Annotated in this window: 20 protein-coding genes; 19 read left to right on the top strand and 1 reads right to left on the bottom strand. The window is 36.1% G+C overall.

All coding sequences use genetic code 11. The annotated features are described in order from the left end of the window. Positions 1-185 precede the first annotated feature (185 nt). A complete protein-coding gene (locus K348_RS0116915; RefSeq protein WP_156032912.1) occupies positions 186-1181 on the bottom strand; it encodes an aldose epimerase family protein in 996 nt (331 codons plus the stop codon). Positions 1182-1734: 553 nt separating this feature from the next. Here K348_RS0116915 and K348_RS0116905 point away from each other — a divergent pair. From K348_RS0116905 to K348_RS18600, 19 genes are all read left to right on the top strand, one after another. Further along, positions 1735-2118, top strand: coding sequence for a VOC family protein (locus tag K348_RS0116905; protein ID WP_051697990.1), 384 nt, complete (start codon positions 1735-1737; stop codon positions 2116-2118). A 496-nt stretch (positions 2119-2614) separates the two neighbouring features. After that, on the top strand, positions 2615-3688 hold the full coding sequence (locus K348_RS0116900; RefSeq protein WP_029906724.1) for a helix-turn-helix domain-containing protein: 1074 nt from the start codon (positions 2615-2617) through the stop codon (positions 3686-3688). Between the two features lie 692 nt (positions 3689-4380). Then, positions 4381-4914: a UpxY family transcription antiterminator gene (locus K348_RS0116895; RefSeq protein ID WP_029906723.1), complete on the top strand. Its 534-nt coding sequence runs from the start codon at positions 4381-4383 to the stop codon at positions 4912-4914. 24 nt (positions 4915-4938) lie between these two features. Further along, positions 4939-6885 (top strand): nucleoside-diphosphate sugar epimerase/dehydratase, encoded by a 1947-nt coding sequence (locus K348_RS0116890; RefSeq protein ID WP_029906722.1) that lies wholly within the window; start codon positions 4939-4941, stop codon positions 6883-6885. 6 nt (positions 6886-6891) lie between these two features. After that, positions 6892-8010, top strand: coding sequence for a glycosyltransferase (locus tag K348_RS0116885; RefSeq protein ID WP_029906721.1), 1119 nt, complete (start codon positions 6892-6894; stop codon positions 8008-8010). Continuing rightward, complete coding sequence (locus K348_RS0116880; protein ID WP_029906720.1) at positions 7971-8894, top strand: glycosyltransferase family 2 protein; 924 nt, start codon at positions 7971-7973, stop codon at positions 8892-8894. The genes K348_RS0116885 and K348_RS0116880 overlap by 40 nt, the downstream gene beginning before the upstream one ends. A gap of 19 nt (positions 8895-8913) precedes the next feature. Further along, positions 8914-9936, top strand: coding sequence for an acyltransferase (locus K348_RS0116875; RefSeq protein WP_029906719.1), 1023 nt, complete (start codon positions 8914-8916; stop codon positions 9934-9936). A 20-nt stretch (positions 9937-9956) separates the two neighbouring features. Next, positions 9957-11057 (top strand): EpsG family protein, encoded by a 1101-nt coding sequence (locus K348_RS0116870; RefSeq protein WP_029906718.1) that lies wholly within the window; start codon positions 9957-9959, stop codon positions 11055-11057. Further along, positions 11057-12154, top strand: coding sequence for a glycosyltransferase family 4 protein (locus K348_RS0116865; protein ID WP_029906717.1), 1098 nt, complete (start codon positions 11057-11059; stop codon positions 12152-12154). The genes K348_RS0116870 and K348_RS0116865 overlap by 1 nt, the downstream gene beginning before the upstream one ends. After that, positions 12144-12779 (top strand): sugar transferase, encoded by a 636-nt coding sequence (locus tag K348_RS0116860; RefSeq protein WP_029906716.1) that lies wholly within the window; start codon positions 12144-12146, stop codon positions 12777-12779. The genes K348_RS0116865 and K348_RS0116860 overlap by 11 nt, the downstream gene beginning before the upstream one ends. 12 nt (positions 12780-12791) lie before the next feature. Then, positions 12792-13418 carry a NeuD/PglB/VioB family sugar acetyltransferase gene (locus tag K348_RS0116855; protein WP_029906715.1) on the top strand — a complete coding sequence of 209 codons (627 nt, stop codon included), beginning with the start codon at positions 12792-12794 and terminating at the stop codon, positions 13416-13418. 6 nt (positions 13419-13424) lie between these two features. Beyond that, positions 13425-14564, top strand: coding sequence for a DegT/DnrJ/EryC1/StrS aminotransferase family protein (locus K348_RS0116850; RefSeq protein ID WP_029906714.1), 1140 nt, complete (start codon positions 13425-13427; stop codon positions 14562-14564). Positions 14565-14614: 50 nt separating this feature from the next. After that, positions 14615-15346, top strand: coding sequence for a polysaccharide biosynthesis/export family protein (locus tag K348_RS0116845; protein ID WP_029906713.1), 732 nt, complete (start codon positions 14615-14617; stop codon positions 15344-15346). A 40-nt stretch (positions 15347-15386) separates the two neighbouring features. After that, positions 15387-17783: a tyrosine-protein kinase family protein gene (locus K348_RS0116840; RefSeq protein WP_029906712.1), complete on the top strand. Its 2397-nt coding sequence runs from the start codon at positions 15387-15389 to the stop codon at positions 17781-17783. A 193-nt stretch (positions 17784-17976) separates the two neighbouring features. After that, positions 17977-18153, top strand: a complete 177-nt coding sequence (locus K348_RS19230; protein WP_156032911.1) for a hypothetical protein — start codon at positions 17977-17979, stop codon at positions 18151-18153. Between the two features lie 32 nt (positions 18154-18185). Continuing rightward, positions 18186-19163: a hypothetical protein gene (locus tag K348_RS0116830; protein WP_029906711.1), complete on the top strand. Its 978-nt coding sequence runs from the start codon at positions 18186-18188 to the stop codon at positions 19161-19163. An 83-nt stretch (positions 19164-19246) separates the two neighbouring features. Beyond that, positions 19247-19519 (top strand): PqqD family protein, encoded by a 273-nt coding sequence (locus K348_RS0116825; RefSeq protein WP_029906710.1) that lies wholly within the window; start codon positions 19247-19249, stop codon positions 19517-19519. Then, positions 19516-20640: a nucleotidyltransferase family protein gene (locus K348_RS0116820; RefSeq protein WP_029906709.1), complete on the top strand. Its 1125-nt coding sequence runs from the start codon at positions 19516-19518 to the stop codon at positions 20638-20640. The genes K348_RS0116825 and K348_RS0116820 overlap by 4 nt, the downstream gene beginning before the upstream one ends. Positions 20641-20660: 20 nt before the next feature. Next, positions 20661-22055 (top strand): DUF6056 family protein, encoded by a 1395-nt coding sequence (locus tag K348_RS18600; protein WP_036930754.1) that lies wholly within the window; start codon positions 20661-20663, stop codon positions 22053-22055. Positions 22056-22092 lie beyond the last annotated feature (37 nt).

Below are 22092 nucleotides of genomic sequence, written 5' to 3'. Positions count from 1 at the left end.
TTGAGAGACATATGCAAATGATGCTCCACCGTACGTTGTGAAAGATTACGTTGCCGTGCAATTTCTGCACTTTTTTCTCTTCAAGATATGCTAATTTGAGAGTGTAATTATATTGAAATAATAGATATTCAATAATCATCATTATCTTATAAAGATCTAGCAAATATAATAATATCAAAACAGATTTAACGAAATGAGTATTTGATCCAATCTATTTTTTCGATATCCGGCTCCAGTATATTCTTTTCAAAAAGGGAATGATTTAGGCCGTCAGGATGATACTGCGCTTCGATACAGAGACCCTCGAAAGGAATAAAATTCCCTGAAAGATAGTCTCCGGTATAAAACTGAAAGCCGGGCATGGAAGTATATAAATCCACACTTCGTCCTGAATAATTATCGGTAACGCTGGCCAAGGGCATATCACTTTTATTTGACTTTGTGCCAAAATATGTATTATATCCTTTTATGATTTCATTTTTCAATTGTAGCATTTGACCAATCTCTCCCGCCCTTCTAAAATCGAAAGCTGTATTATCTAAAGGATAAATATTGCCCGTGGGCAAAAAACTATCATCAGTTTCCAAATAATAGTCTGCATTTACCTTAAACAGATGATTAAGAATAGATTGTTTCTCGCCTGATAAATTAAAATAAGCGTGATTAGTAAAATTAACAGGGGTTCTTTTATCGGCCATAGCTTTATATTCGATATTTAATTCATTATTATCGCTAAATGAATATGAAACATCCAGTCGCAGATTGCCGGGAAAACCGCTTTCTCTGTCAACGCTTTCTGTTGAAAAGACTATATTGTCTTCATTAACTTTATAATCGAATATTTTCCTGTTTAATCCATTAAATCCTCCGTGATTTGAATTTTCTACATCGTTTTTATCAAGATAATATGTTTTTCCGTCCAATATAAATTTTGCATCTGAAATCCGGTTGGCATATCTCCCTACAGTACATCCTAAATAAAAGGGATCTGTAAAATAACTTTCTATATTATTATAGTGTAAGATGATGTTTTCTAATTTATTGTTTCTATCAGGAACTACAACAGATAGAATTGTTGCACCGTAATTCATAACTTCCACATAAGCACCACTGTTATTCTTTATACGAAACACGGAAACCACTTTGTTCTGATGTATTATTGAGTTTATCTTCGAAATCATAGGGTTAACATTGAATGAAAAACTGAATCCGAAGGTAGAAATAAAAAGGATTTTACTCAAGTCAAAATAAGTACAATTCTATCTTTTTATTCTAAAAATTTGTTAATATAAAAATTCTTTATATATTTGCATCTGGATAAAAAGAATACTAACCCTTAAAGATAAGAGAAAGGGTACAATTATGTTAGTCAAAAAATAAACACAGGACATTAGAAACTAATTTGGTTTATCGGGATGATGAACCTGACAATATTATGTATATCTATCACAATTAACAGCTACGAGGTTGATAGTCATTGGTTAGTTTCAAAATCATAATTCTAATTTATTATTTATCAATGTCGATTCATTGACAGTAAGTATCTATTCGTACGTCAGTGTATTCTAATGATGTATCTAGCATTAAAAGAAATACAACCAAACGACTATTGATAAAGCCTTCGGCATGGAAAACAAACCATGCAAAAGGCTCGGTTAATTGGAATAATAATAATCTTCAGCGGAGGAGCCCTGAAAAAATTATAAAGGAGCTGCTGAATAAAAAAATAAAAATATGTATAAAATAAGATTAGATCATGAAGCGCCGTTGGCAATCGAAAAATGGGGCTGGAAATATCATCATATGGGAATTCCAACAGATAAAGTGATGCCAAACGAAAGGTATTTACCTCACCTGAAAATGTCTGTTTTAGGATTCGACACAAGTCCATTCGGGGTTGAATGGATGAGATTTGACGATGACTGTCCAATATCAGAGATAATAAAAACAGTTCCTCATATTGCATTTGAAGTGGATGATATTGACGAAGAATTTGCCAGACATAATTTTGAAATCCTTTCTGAGCCGGGTATACCTGGTCAAGGAATTAGGGCAGCAATGATTTTGCACAACGGAACTCCGATAGAATTAATAGAATTCAAAATTGAAAAGAAATAATGACAAAACAAGATAAAAAGCGAATCGGAAAATAGTCTGGCTCACTGATTATGTAGATGTAAAATATATTTCGGCGAAAAATTTATCTATATAATTGGCTATTAGCTGATGACCAGCTCTTTGAAAGTTTTAGTAGATATGTGAACGAGTTGCGAGAGAAGTGGATAAGTATCTCGCAGCTTGTTTATTTGTCAACTATAGAATCCGTTACTTTTGTTACTTTTTAACTATATTATATTAAAATATGTAAATCTAGGAACAGATATCAATATGTTCTTTCAATATTAAATATTAATTCTTTTTAAAAAGAACCTACTTTAAAATATATTTGGATAACTTTAGCCTAATTAACATGAATTGCAAACCAGATTGAATATTTTGATCGAGAAATGCCCGATATAACTGACTTTCTAGTTAGCATTATCATTTAAAAATAATTAAGTGCCTTAACCAAAAAATTGAATGGAAATCTTATTTACATTCGTATAATTATTATATGGATCAATCTTTACAACTATTTTCTGAAAACTTGCTCCACATGATGCGCGGAGCGCTGATGATGATGTTTATTACAATGTGCCTAAGTCTTTATCCAAGGCGAAAAGAAAGCTCTATTCTGAATTATCTGTTTTGGCTATTCGTAATAATGCCGGCCTTTTTATTCCTTTCCTTCGGGTTTATGATCGAGGAATTGAGGGATGATGAGCGATTCAATATCTTTAATATATTGATAGATCTTTGTCTCATACCATTAATTGGCTCTTTTCTACTGAAAATCATAATGCCTGAATTAATCAACAAGCGGAAAATAATTTTGCTATTAACCCCTACCGTAATTTTTGTTATTATATATACTATTACCCATAATAGCCTAATGCTTACATTTTCTTTTATTTACACGGCTTTGGTAGCTCTTGTCATCTTTGTACTTATAGTATTTATTTCAATACGTTACGATCGCTTTCTTAAAAATAATTTTTCAAACATAGATAACAAGACTGTAGGATGGGTTCGGGTGGTGATTTTTGTTTTTGCCTCATGGTACCTGATATGGAGTATTATCGTCAAATATGATAGTAGATGGCTCGATTCGGCATATTATGTATTCCTTATCACTATCTGGATATTTATATACAAATATTCAATAAGGCATGTTGCCGTCTCTCAAGCAGAAGAATTATTTACATCCCCTAAACAAGAAGATACGAATCTGCTCCAGTCCGAGACAGTTAATAAGAAGCTCGGCTATAATTTAGAGCAATATATGAATCAGGGTCTTCCATGGCTAAATCCGTCCCTGAGTTTACAGGATTTGGCTATTGTTCTTAATACTAATCGCACCTATCTCTCCGAATATTTTCATAAAACATTAAATACTACTTTCTATGATTATATAAATAGCTTTCGTCTGGAATATGCTTGTAAAATCTTACTATCCCAACCGGATTTATCGATCCTTCAAGTAGGAGAAATGTCGGGCTTTAATTCATTATCAACCTTTAGGAGAGCTTTTCAACGACAGATAGGATGCACTCCCGCAAAATATCGCAGGCAAAATATTGATATTTAAATTGTCGATTTATTATCAGATTATCAGATGGTTATATATCCCTTTGAAAAATTGACACATTTTTTGAAAGATTGACACATCCTATTTCAGTATTATTTAATACTTTTGAAAAATAAATGCTAAACGATCATAACAAGCATAGAAGAAATGCCATTTTAATATAAAGGAAGAAATAACTTTAGTCGGATTATGTCCGGTTCAGCACTAAAATCAATTAGAATATTATTATTTGTAAAAGCAAAAATATTAACATATAACAATCTATTGATAAGATGAATTTCTTATTGAATTTTAACGCATATACCGTATATCTTTTGTAAGACTTTTTGAAGAGATTATACTTAGCATCAAAAAAATAATTGCCCAGTTTATTATATTTGTAGATGCTATGGATAATTTCCACACAATTTAATTGAGAATATTTTATATTTTGAGAGGATACATATGTGTCCTTCAACGGCGAAGCTTTTGCCAAATTTGAAGTAAGAGTCTGATTTGCCTAGACTTAAACACACAAACAAAACGATAAGGTGACTATAATTGTATCACCCTGTTTTAATGAGAAATCAAAAATAATATTATCATCTTTCCGGTCATTCTAATGATCTGAGCACCATTTGTTTTTAACATTTGGAACGAACAGCAAATGAAAGAAAATGCCCATATATTCCTATAACTTAACCATTCTTTGAATGTTATATTACAAAACAAATGTCTGGTTGGCTGCTCGTGTCCGGCGCAACCAGGAAAAATCAGTAAAAGCGAAACTGGAACAACTCGGAGTACAGAATTATGTACCATTCCGAAAGGAAATCCGGAAGCGCAAAGATAGAAAAGTTGAGGTCTGGATGCCGGTAATTCCTAATATTGTTTTTATATATACCGATTTTTATAAAGGTATGTCAATCGCAAATGATTACGGAATCGGGATTTCATATCTGAAGGCAATAGACGGTAAAGGCTTGCTGATTGTTCCTCAAAAGCAAATGGACGATTTTAGATTGATTTGTGAAAGCGGGATAAATTGCATAATGGAAGAAACTTTTGAAAAAGGAGATCGCGTACTGGTTGTCAGCGGATGCCTCAAAGGAGTTGAAGGAGAGTTGATAAGCACTAACAGGGATAATAGCAAAATGCTGGTAAGACTCGAAGGGATTGCAACCTTTAAATTAACAATTCCTGTAAATATGCTCAGAAAAACAACAGAATTAAGTGAAATCTACTGATCTTTTAAAACCAAATTATCAGAGATGCTATCATTAAAGAAAAGTTTCTTTTCTATATATACAAGTTATATTGATAAGTTACGTAATCTTCAATATCTGAATAGGGGTATTGTATTCGTACTCGATTTACTTTTGTCTTCTCTCGGAACGCTAAGTGCCCTTTTGCTTGTTTGGTTTATACAGGGAAAAAGCGTAGCAATGGGTTCTCTGGCTTACATTATGATTTTTGCCACGATAATAACCACTCTTTTATTCTTTTTGTCCCGGCAGTACAAAACAAGTATCAGGTTTTCAACGCTTCGGGAACTAAATGGAATATTTTTTTTGCTGATTATCAAATGCCTGTTATTATCATTGGTTGTAATAAAACAGGAAGTACTATATACAAAATATATTTTTATCTGTGGATTGCTGGATTTGTTAATATCCTCATTTCTTATGATTTCGTTCCGTGTTTTTATGGTAAGCATTTATCATTCTATACTGAACATAGACAATAAGCCACGAAATAATGTATTAGTGTATGGGAATGGCGATTATGCCCCACTGGTCGCTTCTCAGATCAATAGTAATGAGAAAGCTCCATATAATGTCGTGGGCATTTTAAGCCGGATTCAGCAAAAAAAAGGATTCAAAATAGCAGGATTACGAGTTTATACTTGGGATGGTGATTTAGAAAAATTATTACTTTCTGTTAAGCAGAATGTTACGCACATTCTATTTACCAGCTACGCCGATTTTAACCACGAGCGTAGCGATTTGGTATATAGCTGCATGGGTCGTAATATTCAAATGCTGATGGGAGGAGAAATACATTTGTTGAATAAAGAGAATGCCCGGCAACATATAAAAAATATTGATATAGAAGATCTGCTGCAACGCGATGAAATAACAATAGATACAGAGTCCGTGTCTCGGGAAGTATGTGAGAAGATTATACTGGTAACGGGTGCAGCCGGTTCTATCGGTCATGAGATTTCAGTACAGCTGGCACGCTTCGGCGTGAAACGCCTGATTCTGTTGGATAGTGCAGAAACACCCTTACACAATTTGGAACTTAACATGAAGAAAGAGTTTCCAAATCAGGATATTACTTTTATCCTGAGTGATGTGCGTTCATATGCAAGAATTAAAGATGTATTCGAACAGCATAAACCTGATTTTGTATTTCATGCGGCGGCATACAAGCATGTTCCGGTCATAGAGGACAATCCTTGTGAAGGCGTACTGACAAACATTTGGGGCACTGTAAATATAGCACGTCAGGCGCAATTCAAAAAAGTAGAGAAATTCATAATGATATCTACCGACAAGGCTGTAAATCCGACAAGTGTGATGGGGGCGACCAAACGTATAGCGGAACTGTGTGTACAGGGATTGAATAATGCATCCGGCACTCAGTTTATTACAGTCAGGTTTGGGAATGTATTGGGTAGTAATGGTTCTGTCATTCCGCTGTTCAGAGAGCAGATAGCTTGCGGCGGACCAGTGACTGTTACACACCCCGAAATGATACGTTATTTTATGACCATTTCTGAAGCTTGTAGATTGGTATTACAGGCGGCTACTATGGGTAAAGGAGGAGAAATCTTTGTTTTCGACATGGGCGAACAGGTAAAGATTGACAATCTGGCACGTAAAATGATACTACTCTCAGGGCTTATCCCTGATGAAGATATAAAAATAAAATATACCGGCCTTCGTCCGGGAGAAAAGCTATATGAGGAATTGCTTACTGAGATAGAATCTACCCAAATAACTAAAAATCAAAAAATCCGCATAGCGCATGCTGACGTAATAGATCATAAAGAGCTGAAAATCATGGTCAGGAAGCTAATAGGTTTTGCTGCAAAAACAGATATAACGGCCACCGTGCGAATGATGAAGCAAATTGTACCGGAATTCAAGAGCAACAATTCCGAGTTCGAAGTTTTAGATAAAGAGGCCATTATTATATATAGTGAAAGCTAAAAAAGTATGCCCGAAAAACCAATCAGAGTACTCATGCTTTTCACTATACTCAACAGGGGAGGTGCTGAAACGATGGTAATGAATTATCTTAGGAAGATAAATCGGAATGAAGTTATTTTCGACTTTATTGTACATCGTCAAGAAAGAGGAGCATATGATGACGAAGCAGAAAGCCTTGGATGCAAGATATTCAGGTTTCCTCCTTTAAGGATATTACATACATCTACATACAAGAAGCATCTATCCGATTTTCTTGATGCACATCCCGAGTATAAAATGATACATGGGCATTGTTCCGAATTAGGTTATTATATATATAAAGAGGCGCATAGAAGAGGGCTTAAATTTATTGCCGCACATGCTCATAACCAACCTTCGGGATACGATATAAAAACTCCTGCCAGGAATATACTCAAAATTGCAATGCGCCCATATCTGACTCACTATTTCGCTTGTAGCTGGGGTGCGGCAAAATGGCTATTTGGAAAAAAATCGTTGAAAGAAGTGAAGTTTTTTCCCAATGCGATTGATGCGCATTCTTTGGCTTTCGATCTAGTGAGGAGAAAAGAGATCAGAATTAGTAACAAATGGAACGGACGGCTGATAATAGGAAATATTGCGAGATTTTCCCACCAGAAAAACCATTCTTTCCTCTTAGATATATTTGCAGAAGTAGTTAAACTGGAACCCTCTGCTCTGCTCGTTCTGGTAGGTAGCGGAGGTGAGTTGGAAAAAAAGGTAAAGGAAAAAGTTAGACGCTTAGGTCTAAAGGATTATGTAAGTTTTATGGGAAGCCGTTCTGACATTCCCGATTTGATACAGGGAATGGATATATTCCTATTTCCTTCACATTTCGAAGGATTGAGTGTTGCCCAATTAGAAGCGCAGGCATCGGGACTGAAAATAATCAATTCGACAGGGGTACCTAAAGAAGGAACTATAATACCGGAGCTAGTAGAATCTTTATCATTAAAACTTTCTGCTGCAAAATGGGCACATAAAGTGCTACATTCTATTCATTACGAAAGAAAAGACCGCTCGCAGGAAATTGCGAAAGCGGGCTTTGATATAAATAAAAATGCACAATGGCTGGAAAATATATATCTGAGAGAAAGCCAACGCTAACCGTATTTACTCCGGCTTATAACCGTGCCCACACGATAGAATTGTGTTATAAGAGCCTGTTGCGTCAGACATCAAATGATTTCAAATGGTTGATAATAGACGATGGCTCCACAGATTCTACAGGAAATTTGGTCAGAAGTTGGATAGAGGAAAATAAAATACCTATTCAATATTATTATCAGGAAAATCAAGGTATGCATGGGGCACATAATGCAGCTTACCGTTTGATAGATACAGAATTGAATGTTTGCATAGATTCAGATGATTATCTTGCTGATAATGCCGTTGAACTTATTGTAAATAAATGGCGGAATGAAGGTTCTGATAAGTATGCAGGTATAATAGCGCTGGATGCAAAGTTTGACGGAACTGTAATAGGAACATTTTTTGATATATCACACACAACCCTTTCAGGCTTTTATATGCGGGGAGGTAACGGCGATAAGAAACTGGTATACCGTACATCGGTATTAAAAAGTGTACCTGAATATCCGCTGTTCGAGGGTGAAAAATATGTAGGATTAGGCTATAAATACCAACTTATCGATCTTAAGTATGAGCTGTTAACAATGAACGAAGTTCTTTGCTATGTAGATTATCAGGCAGACGGTTCTTCAATAAATATGTATAAGCAATATTTCCGGAATCCTCGTGGATTTTCATTTATACGCAAGGAATCGATGAAACATCACCCTTCATATAAACGCAGATTCATAGAAGCTGTACATTATGTAAGTTCGAGTATTATTTGCCATAATTCTAAGTTTATATTGGAATCTCCAAGGAAGCTTATAACCATTTTAGCTATTCCATTTGGCGTCATGCTATATTTATGGCTTTCATTCCAGTACAAGCGTAACAAATCGATGACGCTAAATTCATAAATAGCGATTAATACTTATTGTGAAAGAACGGGAACAATATTTGGATACGCTCAGGGCTCTGGCCTGTATATTAGTCGTATTAACACATAGTGTTCCGCCACTACGAACGGGGACAAGCAGTTCCCATGCATTTATTTCATTTGTATGTTCACCGAGTTCGGAACTTTTTCTGGCAATATCCGGAGCATTGTTATTACCTGTTCGCAGGCCTACCGGAGAGTTCCTGAAAAAAAGATTTATGCGGGTATTTCCCCCGCTGCTCTTTTGGTCGGCTATTATTGTTATTTACAGGTATTTTTCACAATCGGCCTCAATAGATGAAACATGGAGATCTTTAGCAACCATACCTATCAAACCTGTTTTGGGTGCCTATTGGTTTTTCTATGTAATTTCCGGGCTATATGTTTTCGCTCCCGTCATTTCGAAATGGTTGTTAAACACATCGAAAAAAGAGATCAGATTTTTTATGTTTTTGTGGGCTACAACATTATCTCTGGCATCTATAAACATACTTTTTAATATCAATCTGATAGATATAAACGGAAATTATTATTTCATCCTGAATAGTTTCGGAGGATTTTTAGGGTTCATGATATTGGGCAGTTATTTACGTAATTATACGGCTGAACGGAATTTTAAAAGCAATATTATTATTCCTTTTGTTATTCTGTTCACCTTATTGTTATTAGCTGTCGTCGGTTATAAAATGCGGATACTTACGGCCGATTTCTTCATGGAAAATCTGTCATTGCCTACAGCTTTGATGGTATATGCAATTTTTATGTTGTTTAAGAGTCTGAAATTCAACAATAAAACAATTATAAAAATCATATCCGAAGTAGCGCTTTGCTCTTACGGGATTTACCTTGTTCATATTTTTATAGCCAGAACTCTGGTATGGAGTCTATTAGAGAATTTAGGCATAATGAACTATCATGCTGCTATTACTATCTTTTTCTCATTAATATTGTCTCTGGCTATCTCATATGGTGTGGTAAGGCTGATAAAATGTCTTCCCTACAGTAAATATATTGTAGGATGATAACAATCAGATATTAATATATGATAGATTCTATTCCTGCACAGTTATATACTGATGTTTTTAACTATATAGTACTCGGTCTGATTGTTTTCGCCGTATTCGAAAGTTTTTCAGGCGTCTTGTTCAAACCTGAAATAAGAGGTGTTAATAACATCGTAGGCTGTATAGTTCTCATCGGTTTGATTCTGTATATGGGATTACGCCCTGTATCGGTTAATTTCGGGGATACCGTCGTTTATGCACAATCCTTTTACAGGCTGCAGATGGATACCGATAATTTCCGGATACTGAGCGACGGAGAATGGGTCTTTAATACTTTAATGCTGTGGTTTGCCAAGTATAGCAATATCCATATCTTCTTTTTGTTTTGCTCGACAGTTTATGTGGGCACCTTATGGTGGGCGCTGAAACGCATTTTTAGAGAAGATTATCTTATTCCGTTCATAGTGGCAATAGGGATGTTTACCTTTTGGAGTTATGGAGTTAACGGTATCCGAAACGGTATGGCAGCCTCACTTGTAATCCTAGCTTTGACCTACAGACAGAATATTACCGTGCTGGTAATATTATCACTCTTAGGAGTCGGGATTCACAAGTCCATGTATCTCATACTTGTTGCGGCAGCAATAGCATGGTTTGCCAAAGATTCAAAAATATATCTGGGGATCTGGGTAGCCTGCATCTTCTTTTCACTTATTGCAGGTAGTTGGTTTACAGATATGTTAGCTAATAGTAACTTGATAGAAGATGATCGCTTTACAAGCTATCTCTCGGGCGATAACACGCGTAATATCTTTAGCTCTACAGGCTTCAGATGGGATTTTCTGATATACAGTGCTATTCCGGTTGCAGTCGGATATTATTTCATATTCCAAGAAAAATATACAGACAAATTCTATATATGGTTGTTCAATATCTATTTAATGACCAATGCATTCTGGATTATGGTAATAAGAGCAAACTTTTCGAATCGTTTTGCCCAGATTTCATGGTTCCTTATACCGTTGGTATTAATCTATCCTTTCTTCATGAAGAAATTTTGGGATGATCAGCCTGTTAAGATCGGATCTATTGTGATAATCTCCTATTTATACACATTTTATCTTATGTTTTTCCGCTGATGAAGAAAATAATCAGGGTGGCGGCAATACCTGCTTCGCTTGATATATTATTGCGCGGGCAGTTACAATTTCTGAATAATTACTATGAAGTTGTAGGAGTTGCCTCACCGGACAAAGAAATGCACAAGAAAATAGCAGAGCGTGAGGGCATACGCACCGTAGAGCTTAATATAGAACGTAGAATATCACTTCTTAAAGATTTGAAATCATTAATCGATTTATACCTGCTTTTCCGTAGAGAAAAGCCCCATATAGTACACTCATTGACACCTAAAGCCGGCTTGCTTTCTATGATAGCTGCAAGGCTGGCAAAAGTACCGGTGAGGGTACATACTTTCACAGGTCTTATATTCCCTTGGAAGAAAGGCTACATAAGTAAATTGCTTAAAATAATGGACCGGCTGACCTGCATGGCGGCAACATCAGTTATTCCCGAGGGGGAAGGAGTAAAAAAGGACCTTATAGAGAATTGCATAACCAAAAAACTCTCGAATGTACTGGCCAACGGCAATATCAATGGTATAGATACAGAATATTATAAACCCATACCTAAGATTTCGGACAATACTGTTACACGCTTCGTTTTTGTCGGGCGGCTTGTACACGATAAAGGACTAGAAGAACTGAAAGAGGCATTTGAACGATTGGATAATGCGGAACTAACTCTTGTTGGCCCTTTCGAGCAGGAACTCGATCCTTTAAGTGAAAATTGCCGTAAATGGATTAAGAATGGAAACCGAGTTATGAGTGTAGGGTATAAAGACGATATCCGCCCATACCTCGCCCAAGCCGATGTATTTGTGCTTCCTTCTCATCGCGAAGGTTTTCCGAATACACCTATTCAGGCCGGAGGTATGGGGCTTCCTGTTGTAGCAACGAATATCTGTGGATGCAATGAGATTGTCATTAACGGAGTTACAGGATTGCTTGTAGAGCCCCATAATTCCGAACAGCTTTATCAGGCGATGAAATCGCTGGCAGATAATCCTCCCTTACGAAAAGAAATGGGATTAAAAGCCAGAATACATATCACTGAGAAATTTTCTCAGCAGAATGTCTGGAATGCATTATTAGAATTTTATCGGAATGTATCGTAAGTACTTCAAAAGAGTGTTTGATATTATGGGTGCTGTTTTAGGGCTTGTAGTGACATTTCCTATATTATTTGTTATGGGAATATTATTAGCTATAGCAAATAATGGTTCACCTTTCTTTTACCAATACCGGCCCGGCAAAAACGGGAAAATATTCAGGATAATTAAATTCAAAACAATGCATGATAAACGGAATGGTAATGGAGAATTGTTACCGGATTCGGAAAGAATGCATCGGATAGGAAAATTTTTAAGATCGACATCCATTGACGAACTGCCTCAAATGATTAATGTATTACTTGGCCATATGAGTTTTATCGGTCCTCGCCCATTACTGACAGACTATCTCCCATTATATACAGCTGAACAGGCTCGTCGGCATAATGTACGGCCAGGCATAACGGGCTGGGCGCAGGTAAATGGGCGCAATACTATTTCGTGGGCGCAAAAATTTGAATATGATGTATGGTATGTCGATAATATGAGCCTAAAATTCGATATGAAAATATTATGGATGACAATACAAAAAATAGTTATCCGCGATGGAGTTAATGCAAATGAAAATATTACGATGGTTCCGTTCGATGTGTATAAAATGCAGATGAACGAAGTACAAATAAATGAGTAATCTAGGACAATAATGAAAGACTTAATTGTTTTTGGTGCTGGCGATCTCGGAAAACATATTGTCTACAACATAGATATGTTTGAGGTAGAATACAATATTCTGGGCTTTATGGATGAAGATGCCAATAAAGTAGGTTGGGAACTTTGCGGATTACCAATATTAGGCATAGATTATTTGCAATCAAATAAAGCAGAAAATTTATGCATGGTCATAGCCATAAGCTCTCCGTCGGCAAAAGAAGCGATTTCTAAAAAATTGGAACTTTATAATATTGAATTCCCCAATTTTATTTCACCTCATTGTTGGTTATCTAAAGGAGTAAAACTAGGACAGGGAATACTGATATATCCAAATAGTACGGTTGATTTCGAAACGGAAATAGGCGATTTTGTTACCATTAATGCCGGATGCACTATCGGTCATAATGTTACAATAGGGAGATTCTCAACAATCGCCCCCGGGGTCAATCTTGCCGGATTTACTGAACTCGGAGAAAAAGTTAATATGGGTATAGGATGCTGTTCAATACAGAAGATTAAAGTGGGTAACAGTAGTATAATAGGAGGACAGGCCATGCTGATAAAAGATATCGAGTCCGGAAAAACCGTAGCCGGAGTACCTGCCAAAATAATCAAGTAAGCTACAATGGAATCAAAAAAAATATGGCTATCAATCGCTCACATGGGCGGACTGGAACAGCAATACATTCAGGATGCTTTTAATAGTAACTGGATAGCGCCTTTAGGCCCGAATGTAACAGGATTCGAAAAAGACCTGGAAAATTTTCTAGAGGGATGTAATGTAGTGGCTCTTAGTGCCGGAACAGCTGCCCTACATCTTGCTTTAGTTCAATTGGGCGTAGGTGCAGGGGATGAAGTTATATGTCAGTCCTTTACATTTTCGGCATCGGCCAACCCCATTGTTTATCAGGGGGCTACACCCGTATTTGTAGATAGTGAGCCCGATACATGGAATATGTCACCTGAATTGCTTGAAAAAGCTATCCTCGACCGAAAGCTTAAGACACGAAAATATCCTAAAGCCATTATTGTAGTTGACCTTTACGGAATGCCGGCAAAAATGGATGAAATACTTACCATAGCATCCCGATATGATATTCCGGTAATAGAAGATGCAGCAGAAGCCTTAGGTTCGGAATACAACGGACGTAAATGTGGTACATTCGGTGAATACGGGGTATTGTCGTTTAATGGAAATAAAATCATAACTACTTCCGGCGGCGGTGCCTTAATTTGTAAAACAGCGGAACAAGCCCGACAAATTACTTTTTTGGCCACTCAAGCAAAAGAAAACAAGCCATACTATCATCACGAGAGGATAGGCTATAATTACCGATTGAGTAATATTTGTGCAGGAATAGGTAGAGGGCAAATGGAGATATTCCCAAGACTTTTGTCTCGAAGGCGGGAAATCCATGCCTTATATACAGAACTATTAGCAGATGTGAGAGGAATAAAAGTAATGCATAGCGAAGATGAGAAATTCAATTGTAACTATTGGCTGACTTGTATTACTGTGGACAGCAAAATTTCCGGAGTGACAGCAAATGATATCCGGATACATCTCGATTCGGTAAATATAGAATCACGGTTGCTTTGGAAGCCATTACATATGCAGCCCGTATTTGAATTATATCCTGCATATACAAACAGAACATCGGAAAGAATTTTTAATAAAGGTCTTTGCCTGCCTTCTAGTCCAGCCTTGAGTGATGAAGATATAAAAAGGGTAGTCAAAGAGCTGAAAAACATATACCTAAGTTAACGTACAAGCAAAGCTCAACTTGCTTATAAACAACAAACAAAATATAAATTATGAAAACAGTATTCAAATTATTCGTAGGAATAATCATCACAATTTTGCTCGGTTCATGTTCTTCCAAAAAAGTAGCCTATTTTCAGGATATCGAAAAGCAGAAAGACCTCACAATCTATCATAATTACGAACCAAAAATTAAAAAAGACGATAAACTCAATATCGTTGTTTCAGCACCGGATAAAGACGTCGTCACACCTTATAATAATGATCGCATGGCTTATCTGGTAGATGCAAACGGATACATAAACTTTCCTGTACTAGGGAAAATAGAGGCGGAAGGTTTAACCGTGCGGGAGTTGTCGGACAAGCTTACAGCCGAAATATCCAAAGATGTAAAGAATCCTATTGTCAATGCATCCTTTACTAACTATAAGATAACAGTTTTGGGCGAAGTCCGTACACCGGGTACATTCACCATGACAAGCGAAAAAACAACTCTCTTGCAGGCGCTCGGTATGGCCGGCGATCTCAGCTTAGGCGCAAAACGGAGCGATATACTTTTAATCCGCGAGATAGACGGCAAGTACAAACATATAAGAATAGACCTTCGAAAATCCGATATTTTTTCCTCACCATATTATTACTTATGTCAAAACGATGTCATTTATGTTACCCCTACATCTTCCCGTACATTTTCAGGTTCGAGTCAGGCCACTTTAATACCGATAGTAACTTCTTCTATAGGATTGGTAATATCTATAGTAGCACTGGTATTAAGCAATAATTGATAGTAAAGATTATATTTTAATCAAATATTATAATTCAACCATGACCGATAGAGAATTTCTAAGAGATAAAGAGCGGGTTACCAAAGTAGATTTTCGTAAAATACGTATCATCTTATGGAATATTAAGTACATATTACTGGTATCGATTATAGTATGCCTGACAGGAGCTTATTTTTATCTTCGCTATACTACGCCAATCTACAAAAAAAGTATAACTGTTGTTCTTAAGAACCAACAGACCCAGTATCTCGATAATTATCAGCTAATATCCAATACTTTGGGTATGGGAAACAAATCGAGTTTTGACAACCAGATATTCATCATGAAATCGGCAAGACTGATGAGCCGTGTTGTCGAACTTGGCAACTTTAATATAAGATATTTCAGTATAGGAAGTTTTATCGATATAGAGCAATATAACGATTCCCCTCTCAGATTCTCATTCAATGCAAAAGAAAACTATGAGGAAATCGATGTCGATATGGAAATAACATTCTCAGGAGAAAAAGGAATAACAATAGACACACTGTTAATTAATAATGCTCCTGTAACATTACCGATAAAAAATATCAGTTACGGTCAAACTATCAACACGTCTGCGGGCAGCCTCAATCTGGCGGCAAAAGAGAAAATTAATACTTCAAAACTGACAGGTAAAATGCGGATTACCCGCTCAGGTGTGGAACGTGCAGCAAGAGGATTAGCCGAATCTCTGGAGATAACCTCATCGACACAGCAGCCTGATGCTTTAATTATTTCGCTAAAGGGGAAGCATCCCAAGCGGATAGAAGATATCCTGAATATGCTGATAGATGAGTATAATATTCTGACTAAAGAGAATGACAGTCAAAGCATTCTCGGTACAATATCGTTCCTTGACGAACGCATCTTGGGATTAGAAAAAGAACTGAAAGAAGTAGAAGGATCGTTTACCAAATACCGGTCAGCGAATGAATTACTTGATCTCGGCTCACAATCTCAAATTGCAATGAGTACCGATCAGGGGTATAAAGAACGTTTGAATCTACTTACAATGCAACTCAGTCTTCTCGAAAGCATCAATGATTCCTTTCATAGTGATACTCATGAATTAATTCCGGTGAATATAGGTATTACCGACGGCACCCTGAATGCATCTATTTCTCAATACAACCAACATGTGATAGACAGGAACAGGATGCTTGCAGGATCTAGCGAAAGTAATCCTAAGGTACAAGCTATAAACGGCGTGTTAACCACATTAAGAGAGAATATTAAGCTATCAATAAATAATCTGGTATCAGGTTATAAATTTCAGTTACAATCCATCGCCAAACAACAAAACTTAAATCAGCGGGAAATGGTTGCCATGCCGTCAAAGCAGCTGGCGCTGACACGGATGTCGCGCTTGCAACAAGTGAAAGAACCGCTCTATATACTTCTGCAACAGAAAAGAGAAGAGGCATTGCTTATGTTATCATCATTGTCTAATCAAGCTTATGTTGTAGATAAAGCGTTCGGGTCGAATCTACCTATTTTCCCAAAAAGAGAAGACATTTATATGTTAACTCTGGTTTTAGCAATTATACTTCCCATAAGTGTTGTGTTCGTACTGAACGTGCTTCGTGAAAGAATTATCTTCGAAAAAGACATTGTAGACCGGACTAACATTCCGTTGTTGGGAGTGATACCTTCTTCGCCGAAAAACAGAAAATCTCCTATGAAGGCCGATATAATAACTGATACAGGGTTAGATCCTCTTACAGAAAGCTTTCGTATGATGCGCTCCAAGTTAGAGAATCTTAGTATTACAAAGAAAAAACAGGGAGCGCTGATTCTGCAGGTATCTTCATCCGGACCATGGGAGGGAAAGAGTTTTGTATCAATCAACCTCTCTTTATCACTGGCATATTTAGGTAAAAAAGTCTTGTTGATAGGGGCAGACTTACATAGGCCGGCATTGAACAGATACCTGGGAATAGACAATAACGAAATGGGGTTGTCCACATATCTGGCAGGGATGCAGGATGATATCCATCAGGTGATAATTCCTTACAAGGATACTCCCAACTTAAGCATTATCCCCGCAGGTCCAGTACCATTAAATCCGAGCGAATTACTCTCTTTCCCATTATTACAACAAACATTGGATAATTTACGAAAGGAATACGATTATATAATAATTGACTCTGCTCCGTTCCTGGTAGTTTCCAGTGGATTTATTGTCAGCAAATATGTTGATAGCACTTTATACATTGTAAGATCGGGCTATACCAAATTCGCTATTATCGATACTCTTAATAATATAATTCGGGAAGGTAGCCTGAAATCGGTAATGATTATGCTGAATGCTGTCGATTACAGGAGAAAATCGATTTATGGCACCGGCGGTTTTGGAGAGAGTTACAGCTATGGGTACGGCTATGGCTATGTGAACTACCACAGAAAGAAAAAGTAATTGCCGCATCCGTAAACAATAAAATACACCTTAATACTTTACATAAATTCTGGTCAAATAGAAAACGAAAATAGTTTCAATAAAAGTCTACGATTAAAAAACAAAATATAATAATAGAGGAATTACACATACTTGCTATTCGGATTAAACTCATTTTTAGGGTACTTATTTATATTAACTAAAACGAAGAAAAATGAAAAATGAAAAAATGAAAAAAGAGTATGTATCTCCTCTGATTGAAATCATAGAGGTAGAAGTGGAAGAAGGATTTGCCATGTCGACAGGCGTGGAGATAAGAGGTGCTTCACATAATTTTACCAGCAATAGCTTCGGCAACGGAGATGGCGGTAATACAATGGGAGATTTTTAACTTAAGTATGATAATTAAAAATTCGAAAAGTAATGAAGAAAGTAATATTTGCCGCACTTGTATTAGTAGCGGGGTTGTGGTCATGTTCAAGTGATGATAATGAGGGGCCGGATAATGTGCCTGATGGATTTGTAAAAGTAGAAATCGGAAGTGAATCCAAAGGACTGAAAAGTATTATAATACCCGGAGGCGGAACATCTTGGGATGTGATCGATGAAGTGAAAATTATTGATGCCGACGGTGCACCACGAACATTTACATATGGAGCGTCGGGTACTTCTCCGTCAGCTAAATTTAATGGAATGCTGTTGGCTAATCAAGGTGAGAAAATATACAGGGCATATCATGCACCTAAAAAGTCTAAATGTACACTGGAAAGTGGACATATTCTCATTGTAGAAAGAGAAGACCTTGATATAACTGAAGACGGAGTTAATTACAATTCGGCTCTGTTTGGCTCATATTGCCCTATGGTGGCTTTTCCTGTGAAATTCGATGCGCAAAGTAAGGACCCAAAACTATTTAGCTTCTCTCATTTGACCAATATGATTGAAGCAAGAGTGACTTTGAGGGAAACTGAAGAGAAAGAATTTTTGGATAAAAGGTTTGACAGAGTAGTGTTTGAACTCAAGGCAAATGGATCTAAACCATTCTATACAAAAATAAAATTTGATATGAAATTGCTTCAGGTGGGTAATAATGCAGAACATCTGGATGATTGCATAATAAATAAAGGTGATAAGTCAACTAATACCGACTTTATGTCTACTACTATGAATATGAAAGAACGTACTATAAGAGAACTTATGAACGAGTACGATATTAAAGGATTCCCTATCCCGATATTCGCTCTTCCAACTGATGATCCGTTTGATTATACAGCTACAATATATTTCTACCTGGGAGAAACAATCCAACTAAAGATGGAAGGTAGCGAACATTCAACCGGATTGAAACCTGTAGGTTTGAATACCCTGCCGTTCGATCACGAGGAAATTGTTCGTGAATAACTAATTCCATAATTTATACTATAAAGGACATGCTAATATATTGTTAGCAGTCCTTTATAGTATTATTATCTAAATGTATTAATATGAGAATTAAAAAAGGTTTTAAAATGCAATCTGTAGGGGGAGAAAATATTATACTCCTGCAAGGGACATACGGTGTTGACACTACAAAAATAGTATCGTTCGACGACACTTCTCTCTTTTTATGGAGCCTCTATGAAGATAAGGAATTCACCACGGAGCAAATAGCAGAATCTCTTATCGAAGAATATGGTATAGAAAAAGATCTGGCACTTAAAGATGCCGAAAGCTGGGTTGATACACTGATCCAAAACAGACTGATAGAACAGCAATGACGAATGTAACTGATATGTTCTTTACACTGCTCAGACTGAGTCTGAATATTGATAAAAACAGTACGGGGCATAATTCTTCTTCGTTTGTAGATGCAAAAGATGAAGATTGGGAACAATTGTTTAATCTTTCCGTAAGGCAAGGGGTATTGTTGCTATCATATGGTGGTTTGCAATTTTTACCGACAGAATCACAACCGCCCCGCAAACTGAAATTGCGCTGGTGTGTAAATGTGGTGAAGGGTAGCGAGCGCTACGATAACTACAAACGCGTTTTAGCGAAGTTATCGAACCTATTTTTAGATAATAATATAAATCTTCTTGTAATCAAGGGAATTACTATTGCCGAATTATATCCTGTACCGTATTTTCGCGAAAGTGGTGATATAGATATTTATTTACAGGATAAAACCAGACAGGCAAATGATCTGATGTTGTCTATGGGAATAAAAAAGGCGGCAGAAATACCGAAGCACTCAAGCTTTATTCTGGAAGGAATATCTATAGAAAACCACTTCACACTTTTCGATACCGCCTTGCAATTCCGAAAAGAAAGCCAATTATATAAAAGAATGGAAGATATCCTTAATGTAATGTGCACTGAGAACATATGTTTCCCTATACATTGTGGTAATATCTTCCAGTTATCACCACAAGCAGCTTCTCTTTATCTTATAGGTCATACTTTCAGACATTTTTGTTGCCTTGACATCAATATCCGGCAGATGTGCGACTGGACAATATTTTTCAGCAGAAACAAAAATGATATCGATAGCCAATTATTATCTTCACAAATAAAAGAATTAGGGCTGGAAAAATTTGTTCGACATATCAACTCTTTTTGCGCCAGTCGTTTCGGATTCGATCCATATTTCATATCTCCGGAAAAAACAGATAAAAAAGCAGAGCAGTTTGTCCTGAATACAATCATGCGTTATAGGCTTACTCCCAAAATACATATCCCTGTTTTTGGTGTATTGCGCTATCTTATCCGTAGAAATAATATATATAGGAAATATCTTGACAAAGTAAATATTTGGGAATTCTTACTTCCTGAGGTGAAAAGTTATTTTACTTATTTGCTTAAATACAGATGGTATCCTGCCAGTAAAAAGCAGGATTAGTTCTTAAATAGAACTTTGCAATGAGAAGTAAACAGTTTTTAAAATCCACTAGTAATTTTGCGTATCCTTTCGAAGATCGTAATATACAGAATGTAATATTTTATATTTGTATATTCATATGCTTTTCTTCCATACTAATACTAAACTATCTGTTTCCTGTTTTTGGGGATGATTGGGTTTATACTTTTGTTTTCAGGAGCGATCCCCCCATACATATTACAAATCTAAAAGAAATAATATATTCTCAATACACTCATTATTTGACATGGGGCGGACGTTTCGTAACTCATTTTATAGCTCAATTTTTATTAATGCTTGAGCCATGGGTGCAAAATTTAATGAATGCATTCGTCTTCACCGTTTTCATTTATTTAATCTTTAAGATTTCCAATTACAATAAAAAACTGAATCCGGCTTTATTTATATTTATATATTCACTTATTTGGTTTTTTCAACCTGCTTTTGGAGCTACAATCTTATGGATTACAGGGAGTTCGAATTATTTATGGAGTACGACAATTATTCTTCTCTTTATTTATCCTTATTATATTTTTTTTAGATGTCCCCAATATAATCCGAAAGGTATTTTTACCTGTATCTGCTTTTTCATAGGAGGAATTTTGGCAGGATGGACTAATGAAAATATGTCTGTGGCGGTAGTCTTAATGCTTTTGTTAATCTGTGGGTATTTTAAAAAAAGAGGAAGATTGCCTAAATGGGCTACCATAGGTTTTATAGGATTTTGTTTTGGATGCGCTTTACTTCTTGCGGCTCCGGGAAATTATGTACGGTTAGACACTATTAATGAAAATATCAGATCGATAGAGATGGCGGATATTTTTAAGAGCAGATTTTATACAATGTTATATCACTACTTTTATCATATTTTGTTATTGACAATCATTTATATAATCGGGCTTATTATTTTCATAAAAATCAAAGATAAAAAAGATAAAAATTGCAGAACTGCAATATCCATATCTTTAATTTTTATTATTACTGGTCATATTGCATTTGCTGCAATGATTATGTCTCCTCAATTTCCCGATCGGGCACTATTTGGTACAATCACCTTTACTATAATTGCTATTTGTATTTTGTATACAAATATCGGCATACCCAATATATATGTTAAGGTGTTGAAACGGTTAGGAGTAATATTGTTGATAGTCATATTAAGTTATGATTATTATTCCCGATATAAGGTTTTATGTTATGCTCACAATATGTGGGAGAAACGTTATGCATATGTAATTCAGCAAGTAGAGAAGGGGAATTTGGATATTGAGTTGAAAGAAGAAATAATAATAGAGCCTAAATATTTCTTACATGAATTATCACCTGACCCGAATATATGGTATAATAAAGCCTTTTCAAAATATATGGGTATTAATTCTGTGAAAGTTATAGAATAGCCTAAACCGGAGAGATACATCAACAAGCTCAAAGTTA

It is taken from the genome of Prevotella sp. 10(H), assembly GCF_000711235.1.
In the GTDB taxonomy this organism is placed as follows: Bacteria; Bacteroidota; Bacteroidia; order Bacteroidales; family Dysgonomonadaceae; genus Dysgonomonas.
Note: the sequence above shows the minus strand (reverse complement) of the source record. Positions and strands in the feature narration are given on the sequence as shown.